The following is an 18,097-nucleotide window of genomic DNA, read 5'->3' on the forward strand; positions in this document are numbered from 1 at the left end:
AGAGGGGTTCATTTGGAGACGAATATAGAAGGTAAGTCTGTTTTGTTTAGTTATGATGGGAAGAATATTCATCGGAAGTATATTTAAAGCCACCTATTTTAGGTGGTTTTTTGTATGAATTGGTTTCTACTTTAACCTGCAAATCTGATTAGAATTTTGTCAATTCTTATTCAACATAATGGAAGTTTAGTTGCATTAGAAATGTTAATATAAAGTATTGAAATTAAAAGAGTTTATAAATAATAAAAATGGAATCCACACGCATAAAAGTGTGGATTCCATTTTTATTTGGATCATTAAATTTTATTCGATTTGTTTATCCTTATACTTTCGTACGGCAAATGTCACGATAAGATGGAGTTACAAATGTAAACTCATTTGACTAATATACTTTCTTAATATAGTAAAGATAATTAAAAAATACGTAAATATTTTTAAGGTGAATTATCTTAATATTTTTTATAATTTGAATAGAGCGAGTACTACTTGCTTATTTTTTAAACTATCCTTGCATCGAATGATCTACTATCACTAATTTCAAGAAAATAGGAGGAGGAATAATTTTGAAGTTTATTGGTTTTTTGGCGGTAATTCCTTTTATTGGATTTCTAGGAGGAATTCCTTTTGTGAATAAAGTTAACCCTTATATTTTGGGAATGCCTTTTTTTCTTTTTTGGATTGTAATATGGGTGGTTATTACATCGGGAATTATGGCGATTATATTTAAACTAGATCCTAAAAATAGGAGGGAAATTTAGTAATGAATGTCGCACTTCTTATTATCATTGCATCTATAATTTTTGCACTTTCAATTGGCATTAGAGCGCGGAAAGGTAAAGATATGAACCTTGAACAGTGGACAGTTGGGGGTCGAGGTTTTGGTACGATTTTTATCTTTTTGTTAATGGCAGGGGAAACGTATTCGACTTTTACCTTTTTAGGAGGAAGCGGTTGGGCATACGGTAAAGGTGGCCCTACTTTTTATATATTAATATATGGTACATTAGCATTGATTATGTCGTATTGGTATGTTCCAGCTATTTGGCGATATGCAAAAGAAAAGAAGCTATTGTCACAATCGGACTTCTTCGTTAGTAAGTATAATAGTCCATATTTAGGTGTCCTTGTGTCAATTGTGGGTGTAGTCGCTGTCATCCCATATCTAGTTCTTCAATTGAAAGGTTTGGGCAGTATTGTTTCAGAGGCATCTTACGGAGCGATTTCTCCAACAGTAGCAATTTGGATTGCAGTTATTGTTCTTACCATTTATGTGATGGTCTCAGGAATCCATGGTTCTGCTTGGACAGCAGTTGCCAAAGATATTATGATCCTAGGGGTTACCGTATTTTTAGGAATCTATTTACCGCTTCATTATTATGGTGGGTATCATCACATGTTTGAAGCAATCGATACAGCGAAGCCAGGGTTTTTAACTTTGCCTAGTAAGGGATTAAGCATATCATGGTTTATCTCTACGGTTTTGCTAACTTCTCTTGGTTTCTATATGTATCCGCATGCATTCGGCGCAATTTATTCAGGAAAAAGCGAAAAAACGTTCCGCAAAAATACAATTATTATGCCACTATATCAGCTTATCTTACTCTTTGTGTTCTTTGCCGGTTTTGCCGCAATTCTTCAAATTCCTGGTTTGAAGCCGGATGAGGTTGATCTATCTTTATTACGTCTCTCTAAATTAGCTTTCGACCCATGGGTAATGGGAGTGATTGGCGCTGCAGGAGTACTCACAGCATTAGTGCCAGGTTCGATGCTATTAATGTCTGCGGCTACTTTGCTGGCCAAAAATGTATATGGAGTATTTGTACCTTCAGCTACTGATAAGCAGATTGTAAGTTTGGCTAGGTATTTAGTACCTGTAGTAGCTCTTGTTTCATTATTTTTTACGTTTAATAGTAGTACGATTGTCGCATTATTATTAATGGGGTCCAGTTTGGTTACACAGTTGTTTCCAGCTATGATATTTAGCTTAATGAGAAATAATTTTGTAACGAAGCAAGGGGCATTCGTGGGAATCATTATGGGGGTTGCTACGGTAGCATACATTACCCTTTCACAAAGCACTATTGGAACACTGTTTCCTTTACTTCCACAGTGGGTGAAGGATATAAATGTGGGGATAATAGCACTTACTATAAATGTAATAGCTATGACCGCTGTCAGCGTAGCCACAAAGAATAATAATGTTTCTAAAATGAAGAATGATGAAATTGCATCGTGAGGTTAAAGGTTCAAATTCACATTAAACTTAGCGGAAAAGGATCTATTCGGGAAAAAAAGTGCTTAGACTTGACCAAGTTTAAAACATAATCCTTTCGCAGAAAATAGAGATCTTTTCGTTTTTTAAAACCGCACAGAGATGTGCGGTTATTATATTTATTCTTTTAGGACATGAACATCATAAACCCTGTGTTCCTTCTTAAGTATGTTTTTAACGTCATTAGAAATATTATGTGCATCGCGAATCTCCAAATTAGAGGAACAACAATTTCATATGCCCAGCTCAGTATATCAAACTAAAAAGTTAATAATTGGCAATATTTTTTTCGTGAGTTAGAGTCTGATAGTTCATTTATCCGCAACTACTTAACTAAAGAACTCGTAATGAGTGTGAAAATCATAATTTTTCAGTGACTTGTAGTCCTGTTTAACTACGTTTTAAACTTTCATTTGCTGTGGTGAATTCAAGAAGGTCCTTTTATTTAGGGGAATTTGATTATTACTAACTAAATTGCTAAAATAGAAATATTACAATGTGTGTAAGGCACATTAGGAGGTAACAAAAATGGAACAAGGTAAAGTAAAATGGTTTAATGCAGAAAAAGGATTTGGATTCATCGAACGTGAAAATGGAGATGATGTATTCGTTCACTTTTCAGCAATTCAAACTGATGGATTCAAATCATTAGATGAAGGGCAAGCAGTAACATTTGAAGTAGAACAAGGGCAACGCGGACCACAAGCAACTAATGTTAAAAAAGCATAGTTAACTCAAAGAAGTTGGATTCTATCAAGTAGAATCTGACTTTTTTTATAATATAAAAAACCCTTATTCATAAATAGAATAAGGGGAAAATCTAACGTGAATCTTGATAAAGAAAATGGTTTAAAGTATTATAGCCCAAATAAAATGAATATACAAATATCTACAAAATATCATTAAGAAGGTAGTTTGTTTAAAGTAGATTAAACTTGTTCAACTAAGGATTATCTGGTTGAACAAGGAATCAAAAATTTATTGTCTTATTTGGAAAATCATTCTGACTTTTATTACTTATTTTTGACGTTATATACTATGGAGTTTAAATTAATTAATCTTTAAAAATTTGTAATTTAATTGAAGTTACAGGAGATAACCTCTACTGTATCGAATTAATATAATTTAGAAGGGAGATTAGAAAATGAGTAAAGAGAATCTATTAAAGAGCCTTCGACTTGCAACAAGAGGAAATTTCTTTTTAATCAACATTAAAAACTCCTTGGAAAATGATACAAATATGATTGAAAAACTGGCTAAGGAACTAGAGCTAGATGGATTAATTAAACTAAAAGAGTGCACACAGCTAGAAGATTCACTCTTTTTAAGTGGAATACTTAAATATGCATCCAGTTAAATTGGATGCTTTTTTGACGTTGAATAAATAAAGGATATTGAATAGATATAAAATGAGCATTACTGAAGGACTCAATTCAACACATTTGGTGTATTAAGTTATCATTTATTTAATTTTATTATTAACATATATTATTAATGGAATTTAAAAGGTGTAATAATAGCATAGAACTAAAGGGGCTTTACTATTTACTTAATTTAAGGAGTTTTGTTGCATACACGATTTGAAAATTTGAAATTCTGTAATCTTCATTAACGTAAGTTTAAATTATTATTTCTTACCCAAATAATAGTTCTTTGGCCTGAATTTCTGGGATCCCTTTAACTAATCCAAGTTCGCTTATAAATATTTTACTTGCGTTACTTAACATCTGTTTTTCACTTGAATTAAGAGGTTTTTCTTTATCTATGCGCATTAAATCACGTACTACTTCAGCGCCTTCTTCAATATTACCTGTTTTCATTTTCTCAGTATTTAGCTTAAATCTTTGTTTGTAAGAAAGAGAACGATCAGATTCTCCATTATGAAAATTTTTTAGTATGTTGTCGAGCGTATATGAATCAACGACCATTCGAATTCTGGAATTATCCATTTTCGAAATTGGAATCATTACTTCCATCTTTTTAATGAGTAATCTTATAATAAAATACTGTTGTATTTCACCTTGTACTTCTTTTTCTTCGATAGATTCGATTACACCTGCACCTTGCAAAGGATAAAAAATATTATCACCAACTTCAAACATAATCTATACCTCCATTTAATTACTAACCTATATAAGCATAACACTTAAAACTTTTTTGTCAAAACAATTATTATATAACCAATAAATAGGTCGTGTCAATAAGTTTTTAGAAAGTGCTTTCATTTTCAATATTGATTACAAAAGACAAAAAAGAGTTACTTAGTTGATTCATGTTGTTCAGCTAAGTGTCAGATTAGTTGCAAAAGGTATAGATAGAAATTAGTTAAATTGAATATATTATAGGTTAAGTGAGGATTACAATTTATGAAATTAATTTGCAAAAAGTGCAATATTGAGATTTCTAAACATGTAACTAAATTACAAGATTTAACACTGACTGAGAAAACTGGAACAATAGGATATGACTTAATAATCACGAAATAGGAACCGAAATTCAGACTATATGCGACGATTTATATCTTTAGATTCTAATTTAGTTAAATTCATTTAACAACTTAGTCAAAATCAAATACAACTAAACGCATGCGTTGTTGCATAAGGAAAACTGACATGGGAATAAGTAAATGACATCGTACGAATGGAAAATAAACAGCAATCTTCAAAAGGATAAATTTAATGATAAAATAAAACAAAATATGAATGTGAAGGAAAGAATAGAATGTATCGAATTGCTTATGGAGAAAATAAAAATCAATTTGGAGACTTAAGGTTGCCTTCAGGTAATGGCCCTTTTCCAGTTGCAATTATTATTCATGGAGGTTTTTGGCGAGAACAATTTAAGCTAGATCAATTGGATAAATTTGCAGAAGATTTAACAGCTCGAGGTATAGCTACTTGGAATATTGAATATCGTCGGGTTGGGCAAAAAGGAGGAGGGTGGCCAGGTACTTTTCTTGATTGTGGTCAAGCGGTAGATTTTGTTCGAATTCTTGCTGATTCCTATCCACTTGATTTACAGCAGGTTTTCACGATTGGACATTCTGCTGGTGGGCATCTAGCCTTATGGACTGCTGCAAGACATCAACTTCCTCAAAATAGCATTCTAAAAAATACCAAAAATCCATTGATGTTGAAAGGTGCAATTAGTCTTGCGGGAGTATCCGATTTGGACCTTATGTACGAAATTCATCATCTAAAAGAATTGAATACAGAAGTTGGAGAAAATCCAACACGCGATCTAATGGGTGGACCTCCAAATGACCTTCAAAATAGGTATAAAGAAGGATCACCAATTTCTCTCTTACCCATTAGTCTACCACTTGTCCTTATTCACGGTTCACTAGATATTCATGTGCCGATTCGTATTAGTATGGAGTTTGCAAAAGCTGCAAAAGCTGCAGGTGACAATGTTATTCTTAATACCATCCAAGACGCGGACCACTTTAAAATCATTAATCCGAAATCGGATGCATGGCATGTAGTTATAGAATCAATATTAAACTTGTTAAATGAATGACTAGTCTTAAAATAAGGTATTTAACATAAATCAAAAAGATAAAACATGGGAAAATGTTAGAAATCAGCTAGTTGTTAGTAGGGTAAATGGTGGATTCCCATATATTGTTGTTCAAGAGGGCGATTATTTAAAAAATGGGGAGCTTTATTTGAAGCATTCCTATGAAAATATGGAACTTGATGTGAAGTATGTTGAGAAAGTAATGCCTTATATTCATCAGTTGTGGGGTAGAGGGGTTCATTTGGAGACGAATATAGAAGGTAAGTCTGTTTTGTTTAGTTATGATGGGAAGAATATTCATCGGAAGTATATTTAAAGCCACCTATTTTAGGTGGTTTTCTTAATGGATTAGGAAGTTTAATGCGAGCATCGTATAAATTGGAAGGAAATGTGTAAAGTATAAAATGATTAAGGAGAGTTATATAACTTTCTTTTTCTAGAAAGCTCCTTAAAGTTAACAGTCTAAGATGAATGATTGAATAATAAGTTTTATGGTTAATAATTCACCTTTTTTAAATTTGTATGCTCAACTAGTACAGATTTGTTAACAATTAGAATGAAGTATTTTAATTTAGCATAAATTTGATAGTAATGTTACGGAACTTTTGCGAGGGGGATTTATAATTGAATATAACAAATGGATTAATTATCCTTGGATTCGTATTTGCTGCCTTAGTACTTTTAGTTTTGATAATAGGTATATTATATTTGTTTATTATTGATCGTAGACAGAAGCAGCATCCAATACTACGTAATTACCCCGTAATAGGACGAGTAAGGTACTTCTTAGAAACTATCGGACCGGAGTTACGTCAGTATTTATTTAACAATGACTTAGAAGGTAAACCTTTTTCTAGGGATGAATATGAGCATATTGTCAAAAAAGCAAAATATAAACGAGATGTCCTTGGGTTTGGGTCTAAAAGAGATTTTGAAGAAAAAGGATATTATATTAGAAATACGATGTTCCCAAAACTGTCAGAAGAATTAAAAATGGACCAAGAAATAAACGTTACAACAAACCGATATTTATTGATAAATGAGCCTTTATTTACACAGAAGGAAGAACGATTAGAAAAGAATGAATCACTTGCATATTTGTTGGATGATAGTGATGCAATAGTGATCGGTAAAAATACAAGGTATCCTTTTATCGTAAAAGGTCAGATTGGTATGTCAGCGATGAGCTATGGCTCCTTAGGTGAAAATGCTATTACTGCACTCTCAGAGGGGTTAGCAATTGCGAAGGGGACATGGATGAATACAGGTGAGGGTGGTTTGTCGGAATACCATCTAAAAGGTGGTGTTGATATTATCATGCAAATTGGCCCAGGTTTATTTGGAGTTAGAGATAAAGAAGGTAATTTTAATTGGGATGCATTGATAGAAAAAAGTAAAATTCCTGAAATAAAGGCTTTTGAACTGAAACTAGCTCAAGGTGCTAAAGCACGTGGTGGGCATATTGATGGCGAGAAGGTAACAGAGGAAATTGCTAGGATCAGAATGGTAGAACCATATAAATCGATTGATAGTCCTAATCGTTTTCGAGAGTTTCAAGATTTTCCTACTTTGTTTGACTTTATGGAACAAATCCGAGAACAAACAGGAAAACCTGTAGGAATGAAAGTGGTTATTGGAAGTAGTGATGAAGCTGATGAATTAGCAAAACATATAAAAAGTACTGGGAAGAGCCCTGACTTTATTACTGTAGACGGTGGTGAAGGGGGGACGGGTGCAACATACCAAGAACTGGCGGATAGTGTAGGGTTGCCAATTAAATCTGCATTACCATTATTGGATCATGCTTTAAGAAAATATGGTGTTCGTGACCAAGTGAAAATAATAGCTTCAGGGAAATTATTTTCTCCAGATCGAGTAGCAATTGCACTAGCAATGGGGGCTGACCTTGTTAATATCGCAAGAGGGTTTATGATTACGGTTGGTTGTATTCAAGCATTAAAATGCCACTCCAATGCATGTCCAGTCGGTGTGGCCACAACAGATCCTGATTTACAAAAAGCCCTTGTCATTGATGAAAAAAAATATCGAACAGCGAATTATCTAATTTCAATGCGCGAAGGTTTATTCCGATTAGCTGCGGCTGCGGGTTTGGATTCCCCAGTCCACTTTCAAAGCGAACATGTCGTTTACAAAGATGAGAAAGGGAAAGTGTGGTCTCTTAAGGAAATTTATCAATCTATGGTAGAAAAAGCAGAATAAAGACTGTTACCAAGTTTTTTAGACTCTTATTTTCTATAAATATCATAATGATTATCCATTATGAGTTTCGTTTTATTCTTCTAAAGAACAAGCATGTAGAGAATTTTTCTACATGCTTGTTCCATTTACGGATATTATATACTATGCAATTTGTTCTACTCTACACTTTTGGCAAAGTGGATATTCAGATAAAAACGAAGTCATTTTTTGCTTCATTTCTTCAAATGAAATACCGTAATAATATAAAGCTGTATGTTCTGTACCTTCCCAATAACTATAAAATCGACCAGAACCATTTAACAGTTCATCAATTTTTTCAATTACATAATTAATATCACAGTTTTGATACACTTCTTCTGACAATTCGGTACCATTTAAATATAAAGATAGACCTTCAAGTGTTCCAACAGATTGTTCGAACCCATCGGCTAGCAGTAAAGAACCCTTTGGTACGTCAATACGATCAATAATTTGCAGTAGTTTATCAACGTTTTCCATTTTGTTATCTTTAAGAAGAATTTCTATATCACAAAATTCTATTTCGCCTGTTTCCTGTTGCATCGTTCCACCACCATCTGTGGTTCCACATTTACTAGACTCTAAAGCTTCGTTAATAGGGTCCTCGAAAAACTCACCGCGGTCAATAGGTAGTAACCGTGCATTAAGTTGCAATGTTAAATGAAATTTTTTATTTCCCTTTTTTTAAAATACATCAAACAGTCCCATTCTTACCTCCACAAACTTTTAAATTTAAACGAAATATATAGCTCATTTTTTTCACCTTTTCATATTATAAACTTTTGCTTAAGTAATTGAAGAATAAAAAAAGAAAATCCTAAAGGGAAAGAATGTTGCCAATCTACTGACAGTGTTGAGGTTCGTGAGCTAGAATCGGACAGGCTTTAGAGACAAATATTGAAAATAAGTCTATTATTAAAGCCACCTTTTTAAGTCTTTTTGTATGAGTTATTATCTAAAATAAATTAATTACCTCGCTGCTCTAGTAGATTATTTGAATAAAGACAGGACTACTTAAACTGTTAATAGAATAAATAAATATGAGTTAACTTTAAGTAATAAAAGGAGCTGTTTTCATGGGAATGATCGCTCGAAAATATAAAACTATTTTCTTTTTTTTGATTATCATCGTAAATTTACTCTATATAACTGTAGATAATACAAAAATAGAAAATATTATTTCAATTGTAACTCTTGGCATCGCAATAATACTTTATTTTATAAAAACAAGATATGATAGGAAGGTCGTTAAAAAGAAATGATATAAATCGTATTCAGTTTTTTTTGTTTAATCATAATCACATCACATTTTTTGCCACTAAGATTAATGCAACTTTAACATTAATAACAATTATAAACGCAGAAAAGGGATAGCTAAATGCAATCCCTTCATCTTAATTTGGCTATAAAAATTCATTGGTTGAAGAAAGTTGCTATCTGTTTTTATTAAGTGTCTTCTTCACTTTTATACTCCAAAATATCACCCGGCTGACAATCCAAAGTCTTACAGATCGCTTCTAATGTTGAGAAGCGAACAGCTTTTGCTTTTCCATTTTTCAAAATGGAAAGATTCGCCATAGTAATTCCAACCCTCTCCGAAAGTTCTGTTAGGCTCATTTTCCTTTTTGCCAACATCACATCTACATTTATGATAATCGCCATGATAGTCACCTCAGATCGTTAAATCATTTTCTGATTTTATATTAATAGCTTCTTGTAAAAGTTTTTGAAGAACTGCAGCAAAAACAGCGATTACCATGGAGGCGAAAATAATGACAAAATCCATTGGCATGACACTAGGTGGGTCAATTTTTTTCGCCATCAGATAGTAAAGTGGCATACCTAGTAGGTACAAGGCACTGATCGTAATGGCACAGTATTTTATTTTTTTTAAGGCCTCTACTGATAATTCCGAGAACGCTTGGCTTTTATCAATATAGCCTAACAGTTTAAAAGCTTGATACAGAGCAAAGTAAAAAGGGATCGTTGCTGCGTATATATCAATTAAAACAAGCGATTTCATATAAGTAAGATTTGGATACAAATCTCCAGCAAAATTCGCGAATTTAGGCACCAAAAATACGCACAATGCAAGAACTGGGATTCCTATAAAAATAACAGCTATTTTTAAAAAGAGTGTCGTAGCTTTTTTCATAAAGCACCTCGTTAATTAAATTTTCCACAAAATAAATGATAGGTTGATTTTATCACGTGTCTTATCGTTTTTCAATAAATCATTATTGTTTTTTATTATATTATTATTGATATTAAATATTCTATTGATTTTAGAAAAAACATATTATATTAAAAATACCGGGTTCTTTTGAAGGGATAAAAATTAAAAAAGAACGATACCTCATTTGAATAAAAAAACATCAAGCAAAATAAAAAAATGTATTTGTTTAAGAGAAATAATTTGCAGAAGAGAACTCAAAAATTATAGAGAAAGTGTAAAATTCCCCCGAATTACAAAAATTGATAGGTTAGATATAATTAATTTGTTACTGCATTTATAAGTTAATTAGAACTATATGGGGATGAATTTGATGAATCAAAAAAACATAGTAATGATGGGGACTAAAAAAGAAATTTTAGTAGATATAAAAAAACTATATCGGATTAAGCCTGTAACTTCGATCATGGTTACAATTTTAATCGCTTTCATGTTGGTGCTATTAATAGGAACTGCTATGGCCTTTGGGGAAAATATAAAATCAAATTATTTGGGGGCTTTTAGCAATTTGTTCTTTTTATGGAACGTAGGATTTGGTCTATTTCAATTAATTTGGCGATTTTCTACCTCTCGAAAGATAAATAAATTGCTATTTCCTAAACTCGAACAGTTTATAAATGAAAGTGATGAAAAGAGTTACGAGGAAACTGAAATAGAAGTATATGAAATAGTTAAATCAGCATATAGAGGCTACACAGAAAAGTATAATAAGCTTAATAAAATTTACTGGTTAAGTATAAAATTGAGTGTTATTTTGACTCTTATCGGAGCAGTAATAATTTTGCTTTTTAATTTGAGGTGATAATTGATGAAGAAAAATATTGTAACAATCATTATGTATGGGCTAGGTATAGTAGGTTTGATCATGACATTATTTATTGTTTATATGAATTTTGATCATCCATTTGCCATTAAATTTGTATTTGGTTATGTAATTTTTCTTGGTTTATTCCTCATTTATGTCTTAGCTTTAACATTAATAAATTTAAAAAATATAAAGTGGATTGATATACGAAAAAGGTTATATAAATTTATTATTACTTTAGGTATAAGTAGTTGTATTGTATTTATATTTTTATATTTAAAACAGCCTTCAGAAATAAATTTTGATAGTATTTTATCAACTTCTATATCTTTTTCATTTGTTTTTATTTTTTCGGATTTACCATTACTGAGAAAAAAATAAAATATGTGTTAGTTGAACATTGCGAATACTGCTATAGCGGTCTTTTTTTACAGTTTAGAACAATTAAAAATGTCTAGTAAATTTAAAGAAAATGACTTTACTACACCAAAACTGGGTAATGAAAAAATTCGCCGATCAGTTGTTTCTTTGAAATTATTATTCTGAAAAAACTGTTGACAACTCCGTTTCTCATCCGTATAGTATTATTTATTATAAAAAATATTCAGAAATGTTTTTCAAAACGCAAAGATCAGGAGTAGTAAAAGATAATTGTTCGGTTAAGAGAGCTGCGGGTTGGTGCAACGCAGTCCAATGATACTTTGAACTTGCCTGGGAGTGGTAAAGCGAAAGTTTAGATGTAATCTATTCTCGAGTTTTAACGATTGACCTTCGTTACAAGGTTTTTAAAGTAGGGTTCGTAAAGAGCCAATGAGAGTGGTACCGCGGTGAGCTTAAGGCATGTCGTCTCTTTTTTCATTTGATTATGAAGAAAGAGACGATATGCCTTTTTTGATTTTTTAGGAGGTTAGGATATGGAAAAGGACAAGCGTAATTTACAAAGGACAATGACTTCAAGGCATATTACGATGATGGCGTTAGGAGGTGCCATCGGGGCTGGCTTATTTAAAGGAAGTAGTTCAGCAATTGATATGGCAGGCCCATCGGTACTAATTGCATACTTGATAGGAGGCATCATTCTTTTATTCATCTTGCAAGGTTTAGCTGAAATGGCGGTTCGTAATAGCGGTGCAAGAACGTTCAGAGATCTTGTCCAAACTATTTTAGGAAAGTATCCTGCCTATTTCCTTGATTGGATTTATTGGAAAATGTGGGTATTAAACATCACGGCTGAATCAGTTGTTGCGGCCATTTTCATTCAATATTGGTTGCCTAATTATCCAATCTGGATGCTGGCATTAGCAGTTTCTGTGTTAGTTACAACAATCAACTTGCTATCTGTAAAGGTTTTTGCCGAAACGGAGTACTGGCTTGCATTAATTAAAATTACCGTCATCATTGTATTCATAGTGGCTGGCTTAATATTGCTGCTTGTGAATTTTGGTGATCATAAAGCAGTCGGTTTCTCTAACTTAACTGACCATGGCGGATTCTTTCCGAATGGACCAAAAGGTTTGATCACGGCAATGCTAGTAGTAATTTATTCATATGGTGGTACAGAAATAATTGGAGTTACATTAGCAGAAACGAAAAATCCCGAAAAAGTGGTTCCAAAAGCCGTTCGCAGTACATTGGTTAGAATCATCTCTTTCTATATCATTCCATTTTTCATTATCGTTAGCTTAATTCCTTGGAACAAAGTAAATGGGGTTCCTGAAAGTCCGTTTGTGATGGTATTTAAAATGATTGGAATTCCAGGTGCTGACCATATTATGAATGCCGTTGTCTTAATAGCTATTATTTCATCCATGAACTCTGGATTGTATGGTTCATCCCGTGTTCTGTATACGCAAGCGGTGGACGGTCGCATTCCGAAAGTCTTTTCAAAATTAACGAAGAAAAAAGTTCCTGTTTATGCAATATTAATGTGTACTTCCACATTATTTATCGGTGTGCTGATTTCTTTATTTGCTGGAAGCAAGACATTCGATTTCCTGATGGGATCACTGGGGTATACCGTATTATTCATTTGGTTGATCATTGCCATTGCTCATTTGAAATCACGTAAACAGCCAGCTGTAAAACCAAGTGCCTATTCGGTTAAATGGTTTCCGTATACGACATGGGCTGCGATAATTGCCTTAGTTATGATTCTAATCGGAATCATTTTCACGACACCTGCAATCGTAACGATTATTACACTTTGCATCTACATCTTTATTACTTTAACGTATGTATGGAAGAATCGTCTTAACAAAAACTAGTAGAAGTGATTATTAGTAATATTTAAAATAGATTGATTGCTAGTAAGCCTTGAGGATGTTAATGCATTAATACACTTATTTTAGACTTATACTTTAATAAACTGGTGCTTTACTTTAAATAATGAAGTAAAGTGGGGTAGAGGAATACAGTAGAGAATAAGTCTGTGTTGTTTAGTTATTATGGGAAGAAGTTTAATCGAAAATATATAAAATACCACCTCTTTAGAGGTGGTATTTTTTTTTAAATCGAACAAAAAGTTGAAGCCATTCTTGTTCTGTATGTAGTCTTCCGATAACCTGTTCAGCTTGTTAATAATCTTAGATATTCCAACCCTTTTCAAAAGCATAAAAATCCAATATTTTTTTGTATTTTTCACCATATCTCTCTAAAAGTTCAGACTGAAGATCTTTTTCAATATGCTGCATGATTAGATCATGGTAAAAAGCAGTCTTTAACATTCCAACAACTGATGGATGGTCAGTCTCTAAGGCAGTGAGTTTTGTTGAATTTCCAAATCCACCAATTAAAGCTTTCTTTGAATCGCATAAGATTGAAAAATTTCTTAAATTAGAGATACTCCAATCTTCACTTCGTAAATGGACAAAAATGTTCTTAAGCGTTGTTTTACATTCTCCAATTGTAATGAGAATCACATTGACACCTCTATTTTCAGCATCAATTAAGTCATCCTCAAACCAATGTAAATCTTCTGACCAAATGTCTATTACAATGAAATCTTCTGCATTGGCAATAATTCGACGAATAGTTGTACTTAGTTGCTTATCTCCTTGCCAGTTATAAAAAGAAGGAGCAATTATAGTTGGAGATTTTAATTGGTTTACTAATACTTTTGTTACTTGTTCAAATTCTGATTGTAAATGTTTTGTTAATTGTTCAATAGGAACAGCATCGTATCGAGCCGGATCTCCTTCTATGCATCTACAAGCACCTTTGTCCGTTAATGATCTCAAAGCGGAATAAACATTAGTACGAGAAACCGACACTCTTTTAGCTACTTCATAACCAGAAATTCCAGGCTCTTCATGTAATGCTAAATAACAACGTGCTTCAAGGTCAGATAATCCTATTTTTTTTAAAAGTTCAACCATATGTACCTCCTTTTACAATATATTTATTTTTTGTTGTTAATTGTATATGAGTATATCTAAATACTACTAGATTGAACAAAATAATCAAGCTATACAACGATTCATAATTTTTAAGTTTTTAATCTTTATATGAATGCTTCATGATTGAATAGATTTGTTTGATGTGTAGTAGTATCGGAAAATACTCCTGTTGTTAAAATAAATATTGATAATATTCTGAAAAATAACTATAATACATTCTATAAGAGTAGTATTATGTAATACTACTTAATTTGAAGTTGTTTTTAATTTGTATTCAAATGGAAAAAGGAGGAGAGAAGTGAGTTTAATAATTTAAATGAATCCTTAGGTATCCAGAGAAATGGAGGCGTTTACATGATAGTTGATAGTGAAATAGGTAAAACAAAAAAGATACATTTGAATTATGGTGATGATCAGTGGCAATATGGGGAATTGCGTATTCCTGAAGGTCCAGGACCACATCCTGTAGTTGTCGTTATTCATGGAGGATTTTGGAAATCGATATTTGCGGCAGATTTAATGGATGCCGTTGCGGAAGATCTTTCAAAACGTGGACTAGCAACTTGGAATATTGAATACAGACGGGTAGGCAATAGTGGGGGTGCTTATCCTGGTACTTTGAAGGATGTTGCCAATGCTACAGATTTTTTAGAAACAATTGCCGAACAATATTGCTTAGATTTATCAAAAGTGGTTGCAATGGGTCATTCAGCTGGAGGTCAACTTGCTTTCTGGTTAGCTGGCCGTCATCGTCTACAAGAAGATAGCATATTAAAAACGTTCAGTGCTCCCCTATTACTTAAAGGTGTAATTAGTTTAGGCGGCATAATTGACTTAGAACTTATGAATAACCTAATCAATTACAAACAAAAAATAGTAAAAAATATGAATATTGATAACCCAGTAACTGACTATGTAGGTGGTACACCATTTGAAGTGCCTGAAAGATATGCTGAGGTTTCACCAGTTCAATTGCTTCCGTTAAAAGTTCCCCAAGTATTGATTCATGGTGATTTAGATGTAAATGTTCCAGTAAAATTAAGTGCCATATATAAAGAACTTGCTGAAAAAGCAGGTGATCAAGTTAAGATGATTACGTTACCTAATGTAGAACATTTTGAAATTATTGATCCAGATTCAAAGGTATGGGACGGTATTGTTAATGAGGTTAGGAATTTATTGAAAGATTAAAAAATAGGAAAAGCCAATAAAGGAAGGGGAGTAATAATAGATGTCAAATGCAGTAAGGAAAGTATGGGGATATAAATACGTTATACTGTTTATCGTTTGGCTACTATATATAATCAATTACTTTGATCGTGTGGCAGTGTTAACTTTCTTACCATTTATACAAAAAGATATGAATTTAACACCAGTCCAAGTTGGACAAATCGCTTCTGCCTTCTTTTTCGCGTATGCGATTGGTCAAGTTACTTCGGGATTTTTAGCTGATAAATTCGGACCCAAAAAGGTCATGAATGTTGCCATAATTGTATTTACTTTAGTAAGTGTAATCACTGGATTTGTCAAAAATTTTACTCAGTTTATTGCTTTGCGAATAGGTTTAGGGTTTGGGGAAGCGCATCATTTTCCACCTTCGGCTAAAGCAATTAGTAATTGGTTCCCCTATTCAGAACGCGGTAAAGCACTTTCAATATTTAATACATCCAATTACGTTGGCTTAGCACTTGTACCGATTGTCTTAACTAATCTCTCTGCTTCTTTATTTCATGGTCAGTGGAGACCGGTATTCTTCACATTAGCCATTCCTGGTGTAATTGGTATCTTACTACTTTGGTTGTTCTTTAAAGATACACCTGAAGAAATGTATAAAAAAGGCAGAATAAGTAAAAGTGAATTAGACTTTATAAATCAGAATAAAGGGGCAGCTCTACAAGTAACAACGAAGGAAAAAGTTGACCACAAGATTTACTTGAAAGATCGTACCTTCTATGTGATTTGCTTAATGATGTTTTGTCAAATCGGTATTCTTTGGGGATTCACAACTTGGCTTAGCACTTTCTTAGTCCAACAACACAACTTTAATATTAAGGAAATGGGATTTGTATCAGCATTACCTCCGATCATTAGTATCATCAGTATTTTAATGGGTGGTTGGTTGATGGATAAATTTAACAAAATGAAGCCAATCGCACTAATCGCCTATATTGGATGTATTCCTGTGCTTTGGATGCTCGGTTCTGTTAGTAAGGGAAATACACCAATGCTATTAACTTTACTATTGGCTTCAGGATTTTTTGTAGCATTTAACTCCGGTTCTCTTACAGCTGCACTTCAAAAAAGATACCCTAGTGAAGTTGTCGGTAGTGTAACGGGAATAGTTAATGGTTGTGGTCAGTTGGGGGCATTTGTAACTCCGTTAGTAGCTGGTTATTTAATTACTGTTAGTACAGGTGGAAATTTTAATTTCACTAAAGTTTTTATATTTTTCTCAGTCCTTGCAGCGATCGCAGCAATAAGTGCTCTTTTTCTAAAAGAAAAACCAGTCCAAACAAATGAAATCGTTAAAAACGCTGTAAATAATCAGATTGTATGAAATGAATTTTAGTATAGTAAACAGCTAAAGGAGAGGTGCAAAAGCCAATTATGCAATTAATTAATGAAGTTATCCAAAAAATGAAAGGATATGGCATTTATCAAGTAACAATTCCATTACCTTTCTGGAATGATAATGTTCATTGTTATTTAGCACGTAGAGATGGAATGTGGACAATCATCGACACGGCAATGGATCGCAATGAAACGCGCCTGGCCTGGAATGCTGCGTTTACTGAATACGGGGTCGAACCGAATCGTGATGTTGAGCGTATCTTGATAACTCATCATCACCCTGATCATTTTGAATACGCAAGACAATTACAACAGCAAACTGGAGCGAATGTTTTTCTAAGTGAGAAAGAAAAAGTAGTTGCACAGAATAATCTAGATGCAGAATCATTTTCAAGATTTTATTTATCAGCAGGCATGCCACAGGAACTAATAATGCAACTACAACCCGTGAATACATCAGCAAATAAATTTCCAAACAACATGTGTACCATAGACACAAATAGACTATATCCAATTGGTGAGCTTCTTTTTGAAGCCATACAAATGCCAGGTCACTCGGATGGACATATCTGTTTTTATAATAGTGAGGAACAGATTCTTTTGTCAGGAGATCACTTGACTAGAGAAACAATTCCTTATATTTCATATCATGGCTACGGAAATAAAAATCCATTAAGCGAGTATCTTGAAACATTAAAACAGATGCAATTAATGAAAATATCATTAGTTCTACCAGGACACGGTCCCATTTTTAATGATGCACAAGTGCGAATTAAGGAATTACTTCATCACTATGAAGAACGAATTGGTTTCGTACTCGAGCAAATTATAGGAGAGATGAGTGCATTCCAAGTATCAAATACGTTACTTCCAAAGAGGTCAAGTGTGCTAGAAAAGTGGATAGCACTAGGAGAGACAAATGCCTATTTAAGTTATCTAGTTGGAAAAGGTGAAATTCGTGAATATAAAGATGGGGTTCAAAATAAATATGTAAGATCGTAAATTATATATATTCAGAACTGATAAGAACACCTAAGTGTATGAATTTCTTAAAATACGTTGGA

General features: G+C 32.9%; 17 protein-coding genes, 2 pseudogenes and 1 other annotated feature. Of the genes and pseudogenes, 14 read left to right on the forward strand and 5 right to left on the reverse strand.

Features of this window, described 5'->3' with window-relative positions:
* Positions 1-563 precede the first annotated feature (563 nt).
* The 5 genes and pseudogenes from CN692_RS00005 to CN692_RS00020 all read left to right on the forward strand — a co-directional run bounded on the left by CN692_RS00005 (position 564) and on the right by CN692_RS00020 (position 3,629).
* Positions 564-758 (forward strand): DUF3311 domain-containing protein, encoded by a 195-nt coding sequence (locus CN692_RS00005; protein WP_098116963.1) that lies wholly within the window; start codon positions 564-566, stop codon positions 756-758.
* A 2-nt stretch (positions 759-760) separates the two neighbouring features.
* Positions 761-2,236, forward strand: coding sequence for a sodium:solute symporter family protein (locus tag CN692_RS00010; RefSeq protein WP_098116964.1), 1,476 nt, complete (start codon positions 761-763; stop codon positions 2,234-2,236).
* A 326-nt stretch (positions 2,237-2,562) separates the two neighbouring features.
* Positions 2,563-2,646 (forward strand): annotated as a pseudogene (locus CN692_RS27300) (hypothetical protein); the annotation flags it as partial.
* Positions 2,647-2,800: 154 nt separating this feature from the next.
* Positions 2,801-3,001, forward strand: a complete 201-nt coding sequence (locus CN692_RS00015; protein ID WP_088011873.1) for a cold-shock protein — start codon at positions 2,801-2,803, stop codon at positions 2,999-3,001.
* Between the two features lie 415 nt (positions 3,002-3,416).
* Positions 3,417-3,629, forward strand: coding sequence for a hypothetical protein (locus CN692_RS00020; RefSeq protein ID WP_098116965.1), 213 nt, complete (start codon positions 3,417-3,419; stop codon positions 3,627-3,629).
* 277 nt (positions 3,630-3,906) lie between these two features.
* Here the strand turns inward: CN692_RS00020 and CN692_RS00025 are convergent, their stop codons facing one another.
* Entirely contained in the window at positions 3,907-4,374 is a 468-nt protein-coding gene (locus tag CN692_RS00025) for a CarD family transcriptional regulator (protein ID WP_142317473.1), read from the reverse strand.
* A 619-nt stretch (positions 4,375-4,993) separates the two neighbouring features.
* Here CN692_RS00025 and CN692_RS00030 point away from each other — a divergent pair.
* From CN692_RS00030 to CN692_RS00040, 3 genes and pseudogenes are all read left to right on the forward strand, one after another.
* A complete protein-coding gene (locus tag CN692_RS00030; protein ID WP_098116966.1) occupies positions 4,994-5,791 on the forward strand; it encodes an alpha/beta hydrolase family protein in 798 nt (265 codons plus the stop codon).
* A 37-nt stretch (positions 5,792-5,828) separates the two neighbouring features.
* Positions 5,829-6,107 (forward strand): annotated as a pseudogene (locus tag CN692_RS00035) (stage V sporulation protein R); the annotation flags it as partial.
* Positions 6,108-6,415: 308 nt separating this feature from the next.
* Positions 6,416-8,011, forward strand: coding sequence for an FMN-binding glutamate synthase family protein (locus CN692_RS00040; protein ID WP_098116967.1), 1,596 nt, complete (start codon positions 6,416-6,418; stop codon positions 8,009-8,011).
* Between the two features lie 141 nt (positions 8,012-8,152).
* Here CN692_RS00040 and CN692_RS00045 read toward each other — a convergent pair whose 3' ends face one another.
* The 3 genes from CN692_RS00045 to CN692_RS00060 all read right to left on the reverse strand — a co-directional run bounded on the left by CN692_RS00045 (position 8,153) and on the right by CN692_RS00060 (position 10,184).
* A complete protein-coding gene (locus CN692_RS00045) occupies positions 8,153-8,572 on the reverse strand; it encodes a hypothetical protein (RefSeq protein ID WP_218923530.1) in 420 nt (139 codons plus the stop codon).
* A gap of 903 nt (positions 8,573-9,475) precedes the next feature.
* Positions 9,476-9,691, reverse strand: coding sequence for a helix-turn-helix domain-containing protein (locus tag CN692_RS00055; RefSeq protein ID WP_098116970.1), 216 nt, complete (start codon positions 9,689-9,691; stop codon positions 9,476-9,478).
* Between the two features lie 10 nt (positions 9,692-9,701).
* Positions 9,702-10,184, reverse strand: coding sequence for a DUF2975 domain-containing protein (locus CN692_RS00060; protein ID WP_098116971.1), 483 nt, complete (start codon positions 10,182-10,184; stop codon positions 9,702-9,704).
* 391 nt (positions 10,185-10,575) lie between these two features.
* Here CN692_RS00060 and CN692_RS00065 point away from each other — a divergent pair, with 391 nt between their 5' ends.
* From CN692_RS00065 to CN692_RS00075, 3 genes are all read left to right on the forward strand, one after another.
* On the forward strand, positions 10,576-11,064 hold the full coding sequence (locus CN692_RS00065; RefSeq protein ID WP_098116972.1) for a hypothetical protein: 489 nt from the start codon (positions 10,576-10,578) through the stop codon (positions 11,062-11,064).
* 6 nt (positions 11,065-11,070) lie between these two features.
* Positions 11,071-11,448 carry a hypothetical protein gene (locus CN692_RS00070; protein WP_098116973.1) on the forward strand — a complete coding sequence of 126 codons (378 nt, stop codon included), beginning with the start codon at positions 11,071-11,073 and terminating at the stop codon, positions 11,446-11,448.
* Between the two features lie 237 nt (positions 11,449-11,685).
* Positions 11,686-11,921, forward strand: a binding site (T-box leader).
* 60 nt (positions 11,922-11,981) lie between these two features.
* Positions 11,982-13,331, forward strand: coding sequence for an amino acid permease (locus CN692_RS00075; RefSeq protein WP_098116974.1), 1,350 nt, complete (start codon positions 11,982-11,984; stop codon positions 13,329-13,331).
* Positions 13,332-13,649: 318 nt separating this feature from the next.
* Here CN692_RS00075 and CN692_RS00080 read toward each other — a convergent pair whose 3' ends face one another.
* Positions 13,650-14,441: a TrmB family transcriptional regulator gene (locus tag CN692_RS00080; protein WP_098116975.1), complete on the reverse strand. Its 792-nt coding sequence runs from the start codon at positions 14,439-14,441 to the stop codon at positions 13,650-13,652.
* A gap of 375 nt (positions 14,442-14,816) precedes the next feature.
* Here CN692_RS00080 and CN692_RS00085 point away from each other — a divergent pair, with 375 nt between their 5' ends.
* From CN692_RS00085 to CN692_RS00095, 3 genes are read left to right on the forward strand one after another with little or no spacing between them, the layout of a single operon-like run.
* Positions 14,817-15,653 carry an alpha/beta hydrolase family protein gene (locus CN692_RS00085; protein WP_098116976.1) on the forward strand — a complete coding sequence of 279 codons (837 nt, stop codon included), beginning with the start codon at positions 14,817-14,819 and terminating at the stop codon, positions 15,651-15,653.
* A 40-nt stretch (positions 15,654-15,693) separates the two neighbouring features.
* Positions 15,694-17,019 carry an MFS transporter gene (locus CN692_RS00090; RefSeq protein ID WP_098116977.1) on the forward strand — a complete coding sequence of 442 codons (1,326 nt, stop codon included), beginning with the start codon at positions 15,694-15,696 and terminating at the stop codon, positions 17,017-17,019.
* Positions 17,020-17,054: 35 nt separating this feature from the next.
* Positions 17,055-18,035, forward strand: coding sequence for an MBL fold metallo-hydrolase (locus tag CN692_RS00095; RefSeq protein WP_142317474.1), 981 nt, complete (start codon positions 17,055-17,057; stop codon positions 18,033-18,035).
* Positions 18,036-18,097: the final 62 nt, after the last annotated feature.

This window comes from Bacillus sp. AFS002410 (assembly GCF_002556365.1).
GTDB lineage: Bacteria > Bacillota > Bacilli > Bacillales > Bacillaceae_G > Gottfriedia.

Bases quoted from the DNA above. Each gene is read 5' to 3' on its own strand.
- CN692_RS00020 (WP_098116965.1), top strand. From the start codon at position 3,417: ATGAGTAAAGAGAATCTATTAAAGAGCCTTCGACTTGCAACAAGAGGA.
- CN692_RS00015 (WP_088011873.1), top strand. From the start codon at position 2,801: ATGGAACAAGGTAAAGTAAAATGGTTTAATGCAGAAAAAGGATTTGGA.
- CN692_RS00060 (WP_098116971.1), bottom strand. From the start codon at position 10,184: ATGAAAAAAGCTACGACACTCTTTTTAAAAATAGCTGTTATTTTTATA.
- CN692_RS00055 (WP_098116970.1), bottom strand. From the start codon at position 9,691: ATGGCGATTATCATAAATGTAGATGTGATGTTGGCAAAAAGGAAAATG.
- CN692_RS00075 (WP_098116974.1), top strand. From the start codon at position 11,982: ATGGAAAAGGACAAGCGTAATTTACAAAGGACAATGACTTCAAGGCAT.
- CN692_RS00070 (WP_098116973.1), top strand. From the start codon at position 11,071: ATGAAGAAAAATATTGTAACAATCATTATGTATGGGCTAGGTATAGTA.
- CN692_RS00090 (WP_098116977.1), top strand. From the start codon at position 15,694: ATGTCAAATGCAGTAAGGAAAGTATGGGGATATAAATACGTTATACTG.
- CN692_RS00065 (WP_098116972.1), top strand. From the start codon at position 10,576: ATGAATCAAAAAAACATAGTAATGATGGGGACTAAAAAAGAAATTTTA.
- CN692_RS00045 (WP_218923530.1), bottom strand. From the start codon at position 8,572: ATGCAACAGGAAACAGGCGAAATAGAATTTTGTGATATAGAAATTCTT.
- CN692_RS00030 (WP_098116966.1), top strand. From the start codon at position 4,994: ATGTATCGAATTGCTTATGGAGAAAATAAAAATCAATTTGGAGACTTA.
- CN692_RS00080 (WP_098116975.1), bottom strand. From the start codon at position 14,441: ATGGTTGAACTTTTAAAAAAAATAGGATTATCTGACCTTGAAGCACGT.
- CN692_RS00085 (WP_098116976.1), top strand. From the start codon at position 14,817: ATGATAGTTGATAGTGAAATAGGTAAAACAAAAAAGATACATTTGAAT.
- CN692_RS00010 (WP_098116964.1), top strand. From the start codon at position 761: ATGAATGTCGCACTTCTTATTATCATTGCATCTATAATTTTTGCACTT.
- CN692_RS00025 (WP_142317473.1), bottom strand. From the start codon at position 4,374: ATGTTTGAAGTTGGTGATAATATTTTTTATCCTTTGCAAGGTGCAGGT.